The sequence below is a fragment of the Flavobacterium frigidum genome, from assembly GCF_048286735.1.
Taxonomy (GTDB): domain Bacteria; phylum Bacteroidota; class Bacteroidia; order Flavobacteriales; family Flavobacteriaceae; genus Flavobacterium.
In genome coordinates this window covers 89,777-103,953 of the sequence record NZ_JBLVPU010000007.1, presented here as the reverse complement: position 1 = coordinate 103,953, position 14,177 = coordinate 89,777, and the positions used below count along the sequence as shown (strand labels likewise).

The following is a 14,177-nucleotide window of genomic DNA, read 5'->3' as shown; positions in this document are numbered from 1 at the left end:
TAAATTAATCTAATTTGTTGATGTAGTAATTTGGATATTTACTTTCCGCAAATGTAAATTGATTTTTTGACAAAGGTTGGTTGGTTTTGAAAGAATTAACCGTTAATGTTGTTTTTGTACCTTTTTTACCAACTTCAATTAGGTTATAGATGTGTTTTGTTTGAATATCAATTCCCAATAGTACCTCTTTGCGTTGATCTCTAGAACTCGTAGGTACCAATTTAATATACTGAATTTTGCGGCCTTTTACGTTTTGTAAAATATCCATATTGTATTTGTAACCCGTATTAAAAAAAGTTAACATTTTTGACGGAGTAATGGCACTATCATCTTTTTCATTGACCTTAGATATCGTAATTTCCTCATCTTCTGGAACAATAGTGAATGTTTTTTTACCGTCAAAAATTTTAGTTACTCCCATGAAATTCAATACATATTGATTGCCTTTCATCGTAACATTTCCTTTACTATCCTGATTGATATTTTCTTTTGCATTATTCAGCGAATACTTGAAATCAATTACAATTGTACTATAACTTTTAACTTTAGCAGTAACTTGATCTAAAAGTTCTTTTGCTTTTTTATCTTGTGCTTGAATTGAGAAACTAAAAAATAATAATGCTGCAATTAAAAGAAATTTTTTGCCCATACTTTCGGTATTATTTTTTTTTAATTCTTGAATTTTTGATTTCATGGTATTAATTATTTTGTTCATTGTTGAAAAATTGATCAAGAGAACTCATGTCCAGAATATTTACACTTCGTGCTTTACTTCCTTCAAAAGGGCCCACAATTCCTGCAGCTTCGAGTTGATCAATCAATCGGCCTGCTCTGTTGTAGCCTAATTTTAGTTTACGTTGTAACAACGAAGCAGAACCTTGCTGTGCATTTACAATGATTTCAGCTGCTTCTCTAAACAATGTGTCTCTGTCAGAAATATCCATATCAAGATTAATGCCACTTTCCTCACCAACAAACTCAGGAAGTAAATAAGCCGTTGCATATGCTTTTTGAGAACCTATAAAATCAGTTATTTTTTCTACTTCGGGTGTGTCAATAAAGGCACATTGTACTCGAACGACATCATTACCATTGGTGTAAAGCATATCCCCTCTTCCTATCAATTGATCGGCACCTTGAGTATCTAGAATCGTTCTGGAATCAATTTTTGAAGTAACTCTAAAAGCTATTCTAGCTGGGAAATTGGCTTTTATTAAACCCGTAATTACATTAACAGATGGTCTTTGTGTAGCAATGATTAAGTGAATTCCAATGGCTCGCGCCAATTGTGCCAATCGTGCAATAGGAACTTCTACTTCTTTTCCAGCAGTCATAATCAAATCGGCAAACTCATCAACTACAAGAACGATATAAGGTAAAAATCGGTGTCCGTTTTCAGGATTTAATTTTCGAGCTTTAAATTTATCATTGTATTCTTTGATGTTACGCACCATAGCGTCTTTCAATAATGAATACCTATTGTCCATTTCTACACAAAGGGAATTCAATGTATTGACCACTTTGGCATTATCAGTGATGATTGCATCATCCATATCTGGAAGTTTGGCTAGATAATGTCTTTCTATTTTATTAAAAAGTGTTAGCTCTACTTTTTTTGGATCGACCAAAACAAACTTCACTTCGGCTGGATGTTTTTTATACAAAAGTGATGTTAAAACCGCATTCAAACCTACAGACTTTCCTTGACCTGTAGCCCCTGCCATCAATAAGTGCGGCATCTTGGCTAAATCAACTACAAACGTTTCGTTCGAAATTGTTTTACCAAGAGCGATTGGTAATTCCATCTCGGCCTCTTGAAATTTGGCTGAGCCAATAACACTTTTCATAGAAACCATCGTTGGATTTTTATTAGGAACTTCGATTCCAATAGTTCCTTTTCCTGGAATAGGCGCAATAATTCGAATTCCTAATGCCGAGAGCGATAAAGCAATATCATCCTCTAAACTCTTAATTTTCGAAATACGAATTCCTGCTTCTGGTACAATTTCATATAATGTAACCGATGGACCAACGGTCGCTTTAATTTGTGCAATTTCTATTTTGTAATTGCGCAGTGTATCTACAATTCGGTTTTTATTTTCTTCTAACTCTTCTTGGTTGATTGTAATTCCACCAGTAGAATATTCTTTTAATAAATCTAAAGTCGGAAATTTAAAATTAGATAAATCCAAAGTCGGGTCAAACAATCCAAAATCAGCTACCAATCGTGAAGCTAAATTTTCCTCAATAATATCTTCTTCTGGAGCAGTTTCTATAACAAACGACTCATTACTAGCTACACTAATTTCTGGATTTACAACTGGTGTAACTTGCATGGCAAGCGGCTTTACAACAGGATCTCTATTAATATCAGATGAATTACTAATCGTAGGTTTTAACGCTTCTTTGTTAATTTCAAATTGTGAGCCATTCGTTTTTAAATGAATCTCGTCTACATCATCAACAGCAACGGCAAATTCTTCTAAATTATAACCGCTATTGCTATTATTAATTGGATTAGAAATTGGGGTACCTTGTGTTTCTTTTTTGGTAGTATCAAAAAATGACTGAATACGCTCTGGTGAGAGTTTGATTTTGAAAATGATATAAATGATTAATCCAAATATCAAAATCAATAATGTACCTGTCTTCCCAATATAATCTTGTAGTAATAAATTCAATTCATAACCAATAGTTCCGCCTAGTTCAGGTAAGGAGGTGGCAAAAAATCCAAATAAAACGGATAAAATAATAATCACGAATAAATCCCAAAACCAGATATTTTTTAATTTTCTAGTGGGAATTCCGAGTATTAAATAAAGGCCTGTTAAAAAAAACAAGCGCACTATTATGAAAGCTGCTACACCAAATCCTTTATAAATAAGAATGTGAGCTAAGAAAGCGCCAAATTTACCTAGCCAATTCTGAACGATTTCATCTCTATTTTGCAGTTCATTAACAGCACTTTGATCTTGTTGTCCGTAAATGAAAAAAGAAATAAACGCAACTAATAGCGCTATCGAAAACAATACTAATAATGCTCCAAAAACAATCTTATGTTGCTTAGTGATTTTTAATGGATGAACTGACTCCGTTTTTGTGCCGCTCGCTTTATCTGAAGCTGTTGCTTTTTTTATTTTTGCCATTCTTGAATTGGATAATTTCTAAAGAAATAATGGGAGATAAATGATTAAACCGATAGCAAATGCTGTTAAAGCGGCAAAAAATACCGCTCCGGCAGCAATGTCCTTTATAAAGCCAATTCTTTCGTGAAAATCGGGATGTATGAAATCAGCCATTTTTTCAACGGCAGTGTTTAGGCCTTCCACACTTAAAACGAACCCTATAGCTAGTGTTTGAAAAAGCCAATCCGTTTTGGAAATATCAAAATAAAAACCTGCGATAGTAACAACTATTCCAAGAGAACATTGTACCATTATACTGTGTTCAGTAGTAATCAGTTTTAAAGCTCCTGCAATTGCATATTTAAAACTTTTTATTCTTCCGTAGAAAAAAGTATTGTCTTTTTGAAATTCCATTAAATACGATTAAAGTACCGCTAAAGCAGCTTCGTAATTGGGTTCATCTGCAATTTCAGTAACTTGCTCAGTATGTGTAATAGTTCCATTTTCGTCAACAACAATAACTACTCTGGAATGCAATCCAGCCAATGGCCCGTCTGTAATTTCTAAACCATTTGTTTTACCAAAACTTCCTTTAGGAAAATCTGATAAGTTTACCACGTTTTCAAGACCTTCGGCTCCACAAAAACGACTTTGAGCAAAAGGCAAGTCTCTAGAAATACAAAGAACGATCGTGTTTTCTAAAGCACTAGCACTTTCGTTAAATTTACGAACAGATGCTGCACATGTTCCTGTATCGACACTAGGGAAAATATTTAAAACCAGTTTTTTGCCTAAAAAATCATTTGCCGAAGCAATGGAAAGGTCATTTTTAACTAACTTAAAATCAGCTAATTTAGTACCTACTTTTGGTAATTCACCTGAGGTGTGTATTGGATTTCCTCCTAATGTTATTGAAGCCATGTTTTTTATTTAATTGTGAGGTTCAAAAGTATGAAAATTAATTCAGATTTAATCTTCAATTATTGGTTTATAGTTTGATTTTTTTGAAAGATAATGCTAGTCTCAATAGGTCTTTTGTTGCAACTGAAATCAATTTTTCAATGAAATTACTACCATTAGATTTAACATACAGTGTATCACATGAATTCATAAAATTCAAAAGGGCGTCCGTTTTATTTAAAACGAACGCCCTTTCTTTGAAACAAACAATTAACTAACTTTTACTTTGATTCCTGAAATAACAAAGATGCAGAGTTCATACAATATCTAAGTCCAGTAGGATTGGGACCATCATCAAAAAGATGTCCCAAATGACCATCGCAGCGTGCACATACAATTTCACCCCGAACCATTCCCAAACTTTTGTCAGCAACCTCTTTTACTCTATTACTATTTATTGGTGCATAAAAACTTGGCCATCCCGTTCCTGAATTAAATTTTGTTTTGGATGAAAATAATGGCAATTTACATCCAGCACAAAAATAATGTCCTTTTTTGTGGTTGTCATTGTACTTGTTTTGAAAAGGACGCTCGGTACCTTTCTCACGTAAGATGAAATACTGTTCTGTTGTTAAAATTTTTCTCCAAGATGCATTTGTTTTAACAACCTTTTTCAGGGAAATATCAGTCAATGACAGTAAAGGATTTTTTTGGTTAGTTTCGATAACAACACTTGATGTTCTCACTTTTTCATTTGCCTGTATGCACGCCATGAAACTAAAAATCACTAGTGGAAGTGCAAAAAAATATTGGAATCGTTTCATAATTTAATGATTAGGTTTTAATTTTCCTTTGTATGATGCTATAAAAGAATTGTATCGTGGCATTGAAACCCCTTGTACGTATGGCTCGTTGGGATTGTTAACTACATAATCCTGATGGTAGGCTTCCGCTTCATAAAAATCTGCAGTTGGTTTTATTTCTGTTACTATTGGAGCATCAAAAACACTATTAGCAGTAAGCTCCTCGATTTTATCCTCAATTATATTTTTCTCTAATGCATTAGAATAGAAAGCAATTGATCGGTACGAAGATCCTCGGTCAGGTCCTTGCTGATCCGGTGTTGTGGGATCGTGAGAAGCAAAAAAAATAGCTACTAATATTTTGTATGAAACTACTTTTGGATCATAAAAAACAGCTACTGATTCTGCATGCCCGGTTCTATTTGAACTTACATATTCATAGTACGGATTTTTAACAGTACCACCTGAATAACCTGAAATTACTTCCTCCACTCCTACTATTGCTTCAAAAACGTGTTCGCTACACCAAAAGCAACCAGAGGCAAAAACTGCAATTGCTTTTCCTTTTTGTGGCGAAAGAGACAACTTTTCAGTTTTAGAGCTACAACCCATCATCACCATTAAAACTAAGATACAAACTGTGAATTTCATACTATTCTTTTTACTGATTTCTCATTCGATTATTTAAATGAGATGCTGAACAATTCGTTTTTGATTGTTTTGCAACACGCTTTTCAATCGTTTAATATACTGTAATATACGGCCTATTTGTGTTTTTAGTTTGCTTCTAAGTCCTAAATTTTTGTTAGTTTTTTTAAAGTACATTTTACAGTATTTTTTTTTCAACTAAACTATCAGGTAACATACATAGCCAAACACTATTTTTAAAATTAAGGTTGCTGTATCAATGCAGCTAAATTTTAAACTATAATATTGATACTTATAAAATGGTAGAGTTAATAGAATTTATTTTATATTTATTGATTACAAAATCCATTTAAGAAACAAACCAATTCATTAAAATGTTTTGTTTTTAATTTTACTCCGTAACAATAAAATAAAAAATCAAACTATGAAAAAATTGTCAATTACGTTATTGTTTTTAGTACAATTGCATGCTACTATTGCTCAAAATAAAACTGAGGATGTGACTCTTACCGATATGTTAAAAATTAAAACTGTTGGAAACATTACCGTATCTAAAGATGGAAAACGAGCTGCTTTTACGGTAAATACAATTGAAAATGATGAAAATAACAAGCTGGATTACAAATATCGTTCACAAATTTTCACCATAACAATTTTAGAAAATAATACACCCGTACAATTAACCACTCATAAAGATGGAGCTACAAAACCAGCTTGGAGTCCTAATGGCAAGCAAATAGCTTTTACTCGATCTGTTGAAGAAAAAAATCAAATATTCATCTTGTCGATGGAAGGTGGTGAACCTATGCAATTGACGAAAGATAAATATGGCGCAAGCAATCCTAAATGGTCCCCAGATGGTAAAAAAATACTGTTTTCATCCAGCATACCATTACGCGATTTACTGCAAGACTCTATATTGAATCCTTCAAAATCTATTCCCACTTGGAAGATGGAAAAGCCTGGTTTTGACAAAAACGAGCATTTAGTAATCAATAAAGAAAAACCAAATCCAAACGGAAATTTAGCCGAAATTAGAGCCTATTTGGATAAAAATGCAACCGATAAAAAAGCAATTGTACTTAATAAATTGAATTTTCAAAGTGAATCAAACATTTCATCAGAAATGAATTTCAATCACTTTTTTGAAATAAATGTATCTAAAGACGCTGTTCCGAGACTACTTACAAATGGCTTTTATAATTTTAGCACTGCTGATTACACACCAAACGGGAAACAAATAATTTTATCGGGTGATGTAGACACTTCAGAAAATCAAGATCGATCCTTGGAAAGTGAAATTTTCATTATGGATGCAGATGGAGGAAATTTCAAAATTCTATTAGGAGAAAACGGAAAAAGATACAATAGCGCCTCACTTTCACCATCGGGAAAATGGTTGGCTTTTCTATCCAGCACTACCTCATTCATATCCGTACCGTCACTATCGATAATGCCACTTAATAGTACTGAAAAAGATATTATAACTATTCCTTTTGATCGAAACAAATCAAATTTTATTTGGAGTAAGGATGACAAATACTTGTATTTTACCGCTCAAATGAATGGTGGCAACGTGCTACACAGACTCAACACATTAACTCAAAAAATAGAGACTCTTTCAAGCACTGATACTGGAATATCCAGTTTCGATATTGCAAATAATACAATTGTTTATTCAAAAACTCAAGTATCAAATCCATCTGAATTATATTTTGCTGAAGCCAATTTCAAAAATGAGAAAAAAGTTAGCTCCTTTAATGATTGGGTTGCTGCTAAAAAATTATCTTATCCAGAAAAGAAAACATTCCAAAACGAATTAGGAATGACAGTAGAATATTGGATTATGAAACCATCTAATTATAAACCAGGAGAAAAATATCCTTTATTACTAGAAATTCACGGAGGACCATCAGCAATGTGGGGACCTGGTGAAGAAAGTATGTGGCACGAATACCAATATTTTTGTAGTAAAGGATACGGAATAGTGTATAGTAATCCGAGAGGATCTGGCGGTTATGGATTGGATTTTTTGAGAGGAAATATCAACGATTGGGGTACAGGTCCGGCAAGTGATGTACTGACAGCAATGGATAAAACCGTCCAAGAAGGCTGGGCAGATCCATCTAAGTTACTCATTACTGGTGGTTCTTATGCAGGTTACTTGACCGCATGGATTATCAGTCATGACAACCGCTTTAAAGCAGCATGTGCACAACGAGGTGTTTATGATTTGAATACCTTTTTTGGCGAAGGTAACGCTTGGCGACTGGTACCCAATTATTTTGGCGGCTATCCTTGGGAACCAAAAGTAAAAGAGATTTTAACACGTGAATCTCCTATGAATTATGTTCAAAATATTACCACACCATTTATCATTTTTCATGGAGGTAATGATAGAAGAACTGGATTTATTCAAGCTGAAATGCTGTTTCGAAGCCTAAAAGTATTAAACCGTCCAGTAGAATTTGTAGTACATCCCGGTGCCACTCATGAAATTACTCGGGCTGGTGATAATCGTCAGCGTATGGATCAAATGCTAAGAACGTATGAGTTTTTTGAAAGAACAATCGACAAAAAATAAATTATATACTTACAACCGGAACTAAAAATTAATACCTTTTTCCTAAACAAAAATCCCTGTCAAAATAAATTTGACAGGGATTTTTTGTTTAAAAAGCATCTTTTATAATGTTGCCATATCAATAACAAATCGATACCGCACATCGCCCTTTTCCATTCGCTTGTAGGCATCATGAATGTTTTTGATATCAATCATTTCAATATCTGAAACTATATTATGTTCTGCGCAATAATCTAACATTTCTTGTGTTTCTGGTAATCCTCCAATGAGGGAACCCGCAAGACTTCTTCGCCCGCCTATGAGGCTAAAAGCATGCACCTGATACGGAGTTGGAGGAACTCCCACACAAATATGAACACCATTAACTCGCAATAATGACAAATACAAATTCAAGTCATGTGGCGCAGAAACGGTATCTAAAATAAAATCGAATGAACCAGCAACACTAGCTAGTTGCTTTTCGTCTTTGGTCACAATAAAATTATGAGCACCCAGTTTTTTCGCATCTGCTTCTTTGTTTGCAGATGTACTCAATACTGTAACCTCAGCACCAAAAGCAACACCAAATTTAACGGCCATGTGTCCTAAACCTCCTAAACCCAGAACAGCTAATTTATGGCCTTTCCCTACTTTCCAATGTTTTAATGGCGAATACGTCGTAATTCCGGCACATAATAATGGTGCAACAGCAGCTAGATCTAGTGTATCAGAGATATGCAAAACAAAATCTTCGTGAACTACAATTGTATCTGAATAACCACCGTATGTAGGAGTTACCCCATCTTGACCTAATGCGTTGTAAGTATCGGTTCGGCCTTTTATACAAAATTGCTCCAAGCCCTCTTTACAATTCTCACAACTTCTACAGGAATCTACCAAACAACCCGTTCCTGCTAAGTCTCCTACTTTAAACTTCTTAACGTGACTACCTACTTGAACTACTTTCCCCACGATTTCGTGTCCCGGAACCATTGGATAAATAGAGCCACCCCAATCGTTTTTTATTTGATGCAAATCACTGTGGCAAACTCCACAAAAATGAATATCAAATTGCACATCGTGTGGTCCTAATTCTCGTCGTTCAAAATTCCAGGGAGCTAAATCTGTGGTAGCATCCTGTACGGCATATCCTTTTGATGGTATCATAATTTTTAAATTTTAATTTATGCTAAATTACGGAATTACGGATTGTATTTTTATCTACTATTTGATAATATTTCCATAAATTAATACTGGCTTTATGAATAGAAAGCAATTAACTCAATACCTAATTTGGATCGATTAAATGAAGTTTAAACCTTATAGAACTGGTCTATTTTAAAAACAAAATTAAGCTCTTTCTGCCATACCGATATTATTTTCGTAGCGTTAAAGAAAGAGACAAAGAAGGATTATATTGTTTTTTATACCAAAAAACTAACGATTATTGGTTTTGAATATGTCCACATCCAATAAATGACTTTTTATTGATAGAAATATCCAAGAATTTTAAAAAAGAAATCGCTGTGAAAATCATGTTTCACAGCGACTTAAGAATATATGGTAAAAGCATAGAACTAATAAAAATTACCAAACCTTTTTAACTTTTTTAGATCGCTCAGCAATGTAAGTTACTAGCCAAGCTATTTGCCCTTCTTTAGCAAAAAAAAGCTTTTTATTTTTTATATCTGGGATTGCCTCAAGAGTAACAAGTAGCATAGTACTTCCAGATATTAAATACTTTTGCGAGTATGTTTTAAGTACAGTTTCTGCTTCTTTATCAGTCTTAGCTAATTCTTCAAACTTTTTGAAATTATTTTTTAAAACCGCATCAAAGTCCAGTACGTCTTCTATTGTGAATTTATTAAAACTTGCTTTTGCCGCTCCGTTAAAAAGTGTATAAAATGCCCAAACTGCTCCACCAGACATATACACTTTCTTTTTATCTAATGCTTCTGGATTTGTGGCATACATCGCATCTATTTGCTTTCTTAAAATAGGTAAAAACCCAAATGACTTTTCTTTAAATTCTGACAAATCATCTTTACTTGTAATTTTGATAACAGCTTCAGTTAGAGTAACAGTACCGTAGCTTACAACTAGTGGAAAAAACACAAAAACATCATTATTTCGCACATCAACATAACCACCTTTAGTATTGCCACCTCCTATGTCTAAAATGACCGAGTTTGGGTATTCTTGCGGAGGTACGCAACCTTTTAACAGCATTTTCCCCTCTGTTTTTGCATCAACAAAATCTAGCGTTCTCGTAGTTGCTAAATATATTTTATCCGCCAGCACTTGTGTGTTTTTTGCCATAGCAACTCCGGAAGATCCAACAATAAAAATGTTTTCATTTTCAATTTCAAATTCATTCAGCATTTTTAAATAGTTAGTAATAACTGTTGCAACAGCTTTATCAATATCCTCTTTAGCTAGATTACCGTCTTTTGCAATCCCTTTTGCGATTCCAATGTTTTCTGTCCAAAACGATTTTACAGTATAGTCGCCTTTTTTAATATTGCCTACTTCTAGAACACTCATTTTAATTCCTTTGCTGCCAATTTCAATACCCCCATAAATATTAGATCCTTTTGCATCACTGTAAATACTAGTGCATAAAAATGCTATTATTCCAATTAGAAAATTTAGTTTTGAATTCATTTGTTTAGTTTAGTTTAGTTTTTTTTTTGCTTTTCGTTTTAATATGTCATTTCATAAATAAGACAAGTCTTTAGAAAATGGGAAATGCAAATCGTCTATTTTATGTTGTTGTAAACCAAAGCTTTGATCAAAACACATACTAAAAAGAACAGATATTGTTGTGGAATATGATGCATTTTACATTTCAATAATTTTACTATTTATAGAAATATTGGTCAAATGAAAGGAAAAAATATTAGTAATACTTTTCTTTTCTTTGTACTACATATATAGTCGTTGAAATACATTTTTTGTAGTGATTTTGCCAAAAAACCGTGAATTTTGAAACAAAAAAGTTAAAAATAAATCTTATAATTCCGTAAAAAATCATTTAGATCTATAAAATTTTTAAATAAAGTAAGGTTTTAGACAAACATTGCCTTCCTAAAATAATACTTAAGTATTTTGATTTATTTTTTAAAACCTCCCGCGTAATTCAAATTAGTAGTTTTACAGTACCTTTAAAAAAAACTACACATGAAAACGCAATCGTATAAGAACCATATCCGCTTTTACCCGCCACATCATTTTATTTATTACCCAATAATATTGGCTTTTTTATCATTTAGTATCTATTTTGCGTTTACCACAGAGGACGTGATTGTATGGTCATTTTTAAGCGCAATTTTTGTAGTTCTCTTTTGTTTGGCTTTTATGCTACGCCAACATTACGCCTTAACATTACAAAACCGAATTGTGCGCCTGGAACTAAGATATCGTTATCTTGCTACAACCGCAGAACGATTTGAGAAATTTGAAAATCAATTAAATGACGACCAAATATTTGCCTTGCGCTTTGCCCCAGATGAAGAACTCCAAAATCTGGTAGTAAGAACTTTGAATGAAAACCTTACTGGAAAAGATATTAAAAAAGCAATTATAAATTGGAAAGCAGATCACGAAAGAGTATAAAATATTCAAGTTATTTACAAATACTCTACTCCTTACAGCGCATTAATTTTGTTCCTTTACAGAATTAAATAGTGAACTTCACCTTGACTATAAATTTTTTAAATGGCAGAATATTTTCTAGATATCGAATACAAAAGCATCACTTACGGTGAAGAGGAAGTTAATTTTAAAGAATTTGAATGCTGTACGTTTACTAAATGTAATTTCTCGCAGTGCGTATTTCTTTCTGTAACATTTATAGATTGTACCTTTAACGAATGTATTTTTAGCAACGCCAAAATAAATTATGTAGCCTTTAGAACTGTAACTTTCAATAAATGCGAAATTAAAGATGTTAATTTTGCTATGTGCGATAAATTAATTTTTGAAATTGCTTTTAAGGATTGTATATTGGATTTTTCCAAGTTTTATACTCTAAAATTAAAAGGAACTTCTTTTACCAATTGTAGCCTCGTCGCAGTAGATTTCATGAGCACAGATTTAACCGAAGTGCTCTTTGAAAACTGTGATTTATACCGCTCTGAATTTGCAAAAGCTATTGCCAACAAAGCAAATTTTAAAACTAGTTTCAATTACACCATAGATCCTAAAACAACTAAAATAAAAAAAGCAGTATTTGCTTTAGATGGACTAAAAGGATTACTATACAAGCACGACATTGAAGTCCATTAGCGAAGTTTTTAAGCAAAGTAGTGTTGCCTATTTTGAAATTACTTTGCTAAAGTAATTCCCCTTTTGGAATAAAAATATAGAATTTTGCCCCAACATTTGGTTTTGCTTTTACTTTAATAAAACCTTTATGATTTTCTACAATTCTACTACAAATTGCTAATCCAAGTCCTGTTCCTGAATATTTTGGATTGGTTTCTAATCGTTTGAACAATAGAAATATTTTTTCTGAAAATTCTTGCTTAAAGCCAATTCCATTGTCTAAAACAATAATCTTATAGTAATCATTTTTATTTGCGATTTTGTAATCTAGCATTTCTTTTTCTGTAATTCTATTTGTAGTAATGCTAACCTGCGGGATACCCTCTTCCTTACTGTACTCTAAAGCATTAGAAATTAAATTAATAAAAAGCTGTTTAATTTGGAAAGGAATTGCTTTAATAATAGGTAAATTTCCAATAGTGATATTGGCTTTTTTATCATCAATAGTAGAGGACAAATCTTGAAGTACTTCCTCTAGAACTTTATTTAGATTTGTTTCAACAAAAACTTTATCCCCTTTTATTGTTCTGGAATAATCTACTAAATCAATTAATAAAGTCTGCATTCTATTTGCCGTAAACCGAATTTTAGAAAAATAGTCTTTGCCTTGTTGGGAAAGTAAATTCAATTCGTTTTCTTCAAATCTTGAAATAAACATTTGAATTTTACGAAGTGGTTCCTGCAAGTCATGACTCACAATATTGTTAAATGCCTCTAGTTCAGTATTGATATATTTAAGCTCTTTGTTGTTTTCTTCTAATTCTAGTGTTTTTTTATATTGATTGGTGATGTCATAGTTTACCCCAATTTTAATTAACTCTCCACTACCATTTGTTGTAAAACTTCCTACGGCTATGATGTATTTAATACTTCCATCTGGTGTCAAATATCGAAACATCATAGAAGTCGATTGATGATTTACTAACGAATCTGTATGCACTTGGGTTACATATGCTAAATCATCTGGATGGATATATTTACTGGTGTTTTCTAAATTAGGTTCAAAAGCATTTGGCTCCACACCCATCAACCGGAAAAGATTGTCAGAAAATGAATAATTGCTAGTTTCAACATTGACCATCCAATGTCCAAAACCTGCGGTCATTTCTGCAGTGTTGTAGGACTCATTCAATAATTTTAACTGATCATTTGCTTTTTTAAGCTCCTCAATATCAACATTCATTTTTTGGAAGGAAAGCAACAATATCAAAAGAGAAAGAATCACCAATAAAAAGGCTGTAATAATGGAGTCTCGCAATTCAAATTGATGATTGTTATTTTCAAATTTAGTTTTTATACTCTCTGAAAATATGATTTTTGTAACAAAAGATTTCATCTTTTCTGTAATCGTACTACTCTCCAGTAACATCTGATTTATTGCGAGCGGACCTGACTTTCTGCTTTGTGCCAACAGTAATGTCTTTCTGAATAACTTGAATCTAAGATCGATCAGTTTTTTTAAGCGATTAATATCATTGTATCGAGCGGAATCGTTTTTTGTCAAAAACTCTAACTTTGTTACACTTTCTGTTATTTTACCTCTATTCAAAAAACGGTCTTCAATATACCTGTTTTCTTTTGTGATAATGTAACTGCGTAAATTCATCTCGTAATTACTAATTACGGATAATAGTTTTTCTAATTCGAGTTGTGTTTGGTTTGAATTTGAAATTAATTCAACGGTTGAGTCCAACTTTTTCATTTGGGAATAAAACATAGAAGCGATATAGCAAACAACAACAATTGCAATAGCTAAAGCTATTTTAAACACTTGTGAGTTTTTATATAGTCCAAGAATTTTCATTTACTCCT

General features: G+C 32.6%; 12 protein-coding genes. 3 read left to right on the top strand and 9 right to left on the bottom strand.

The genetic code is table 11. The annotated features are described in order from the left end of the window. Positions 1 to 4: 4 nt before the first annotated feature. The 6 genes from lolA1 to msrA form a co-directional block, all read right to left on the bottom strand. Positions 5 to 649 carry an outer membrane lipoprotein periplasmic chaperone LolA1 gene (lolA1, locus tag ACNQGO_RS06260; RefSeq protein ID WP_470303419.1) on the bottom strand — a complete coding sequence of 215 codons (645 nt, stop codon included), beginning with the start codon at positions 647 to 649 and terminating at the stop codon, positions 5 to 7. 49 nt (positions 650 to 698) lie between these two features. Beyond that, positions 699 to 3,146, bottom strand: a complete 2,448-nt coding sequence (locus ACNQGO_RS06255; protein ID WP_417984707.1) for a DNA translocase FtsK — start codon at positions 3,144 to 3,146, stop codon at positions 699 to 701. Between the two features lie 18 nt (positions 3,147 to 3,164). Beyond that, complete coding sequence (locus ACNQGO_RS06250; RefSeq protein WP_417984706.1) at positions 3,165 to 3,539, bottom strand: diacylglycerol kinase family protein; 375 nt, start codon at positions 3,537 to 3,539, stop codon at positions 3,165 to 3,167. A gap of 9 nt (positions 3,540 to 3,548) precedes the next feature. Beyond that, positions 3,549 to 4,046: a thiol peroxidase gene (gene tpx, locus ACNQGO_RS06245; protein WP_417984705.1), complete on the bottom strand. Its 498-nt coding sequence runs from the start codon at positions 4,044 to 4,046 to the stop codon at positions 3,549 to 3,551. 260 nt (positions 4,047 to 4,306) lie between these two features. After that, on the bottom strand, positions 4,307 to 4,849 hold the full coding sequence (gene msrB / locus ACNQGO_RS06240; RefSeq protein ID WP_417984704.1) for a peptide-methionine (R)-S-oxide reductase MsrB: 543 nt from the start codon (positions 4,847 to 4,849) through the stop codon (positions 4,307 to 4,309). Between the two features lie 3 nt (positions 4,850 to 4,852). Next, complete coding sequence (gene msrA / locus ACNQGO_RS06235; RefSeq protein WP_417984703.1) at positions 4,853 to 5,479, bottom strand: peptide-methionine (S)-S-oxide reductase MsrA; 627 nt, start codon at positions 5,477 to 5,479, stop codon at positions 4,853 to 4,855. Between the two features lie 421 nt (positions 5,480 to 5,900). Between msrA and ACNQGO_RS06230 the strand changes: the two genes are divergently transcribed. Continuing rightward, positions 5,901 to 8,060 (top strand): S9 family peptidase, encoded by a 2,160-nt coding sequence (locus ACNQGO_RS06230; RefSeq protein ID WP_417984702.1) that lies wholly within the window; start codon positions 5,901 to 5,903, stop codon positions 8,058 to 8,060. Between the two features lie 102 nt (positions 8,061 to 8,162). Here ACNQGO_RS06230 and ACNQGO_RS06225 read toward each other — a convergent pair whose 3' ends face one another. After that, entirely contained in the window at positions 8,163 to 9,206 is a 1,044-nt protein-coding gene (locus ACNQGO_RS06225; protein ID WP_417979512.1) for an NAD(P)-dependent alcohol dehydrogenase, read from the bottom strand. 420 nt (positions 9,207 to 9,626) lie between these two features. Further along, a complete protein-coding gene (locus tag ACNQGO_RS06220; protein ID WP_417967976.1) occupies positions 9,627 to 10,703 on the bottom strand; it encodes a Ppx/GppA phosphatase family protein in 1,077 nt (358 codons plus the stop codon). Between the two features lie 516 nt (positions 10,704 to 11,219). On the opposite strand from ACNQGO_RS06220, the gene ACNQGO_RS06215 reads away from it, so the two are divergent. Both ACNQGO_RS06215 and ACNQGO_RS06210 read left to right on the top strand, forming a co-directional pair. Beyond that, positions 11,220 to 11,654, top strand: a complete 435-nt coding sequence (locus ACNQGO_RS06215) for a DUF6526 family protein (protein ID WP_417944168.1) — start codon at positions 11,220 to 11,222, stop codon at positions 11,652 to 11,654. Between the two features lie 102 nt (positions 11,655 to 11,756). Next, a complete protein-coding gene (locus ACNQGO_RS06210; protein ID WP_417984701.1) occupies positions 11,757 to 12,326 on the top strand; it encodes a pentapeptide repeat-containing protein in 570 nt (189 codons plus the stop codon). Positions 12,327 to 12,372: 46 nt separating this feature from the next. Here ACNQGO_RS06210 and ACNQGO_RS06205 read toward each other — a convergent pair whose 3' ends face one another. Next, positions 12,373 to 14,169 (bottom strand): ATP-binding protein, encoded by a 1,797-nt coding sequence (locus ACNQGO_RS06205; RefSeq protein WP_417984700.1) that lies wholly within the window; start codon positions 14,167 to 14,169, stop codon positions 12,373 to 12,375. Positions 14,170 to 14,177: the final 8 nt, after the last annotated feature.

Coding starts and splice junctions, on each gene's coding strand:
- msrB (WP_417984704.1), bottom strand. CDS start 4,849: ATGAAACGATTCCAATATTTTTTTGCACTTCCACTAGTGATTTTTAGT.
- ACNQGO_RS06255 (WP_417984707.1), bottom strand. CDS start 3,146: ATGGCAAAAATAAAAAAAGCAACAGCTTCAGATAAAGCGAGCGGCACA.
- ACNQGO_RS06225 (WP_417979512.1), bottom strand. CDS start 9,206: ATGATACCATCAAAAGGATATGCCGTACAGGATGCTACCACAGATTTA.
- ACNQGO_RS06230 (WP_417984702.1), top strand. CDS start 5,901: ATGAAAAAATTGTCAATTACGTTATTGTTTTTAGTACAATTGCATGCT.
- ACNQGO_RS06220 (WP_417967976.1), bottom strand. CDS start 10,703: ATGAATTCAAAACTAAATTTTCTAATTGGAATAATAGCATTTTTATGC.
- ACNQGO_RS06215 (WP_417944168.1), top strand. CDS start 11,220: ATGAAAACGCAATCGTATAAGAACCATATCCGCTTTTACCCGCCACAT.
- msrA (WP_417984703.1), bottom strand. CDS start 5,479: ATGAAATTCACAGTTTGTATCTTAGTTTTAATGGTGATGATGGGTTGT.
- lolA1 (WP_470303419.1), bottom strand. CDS start 649: ATGGGCAAAAAATTTCTTTTAATTGCAGCATTATTATTTTTTAGTTTC.
- ACNQGO_RS06205 (WP_417984700.1), bottom strand. CDS start 14,169: ATGAAAATTCTTGGACTATATAAAAACTCACAAGTGTTTAAAATAGCT.
- tpx (WP_417984705.1), bottom strand. CDS start 4,046: ATGGCTTCAATAACATTAGGAGGAAATCCAATACACACCTCAGGTGAA.
- ACNQGO_RS06250 (WP_417984706.1), bottom strand. CDS start 3,539: ATGGAATTTCAAAAAGACAATACTTTTTTCTACGGAAGAATAAAAAGT.
- ACNQGO_RS06210 (WP_417984701.1), top strand. CDS start 11,757: ATGGCAGAATATTTTCTAGATATCGAATACAAAAGCATCACTTACGGT.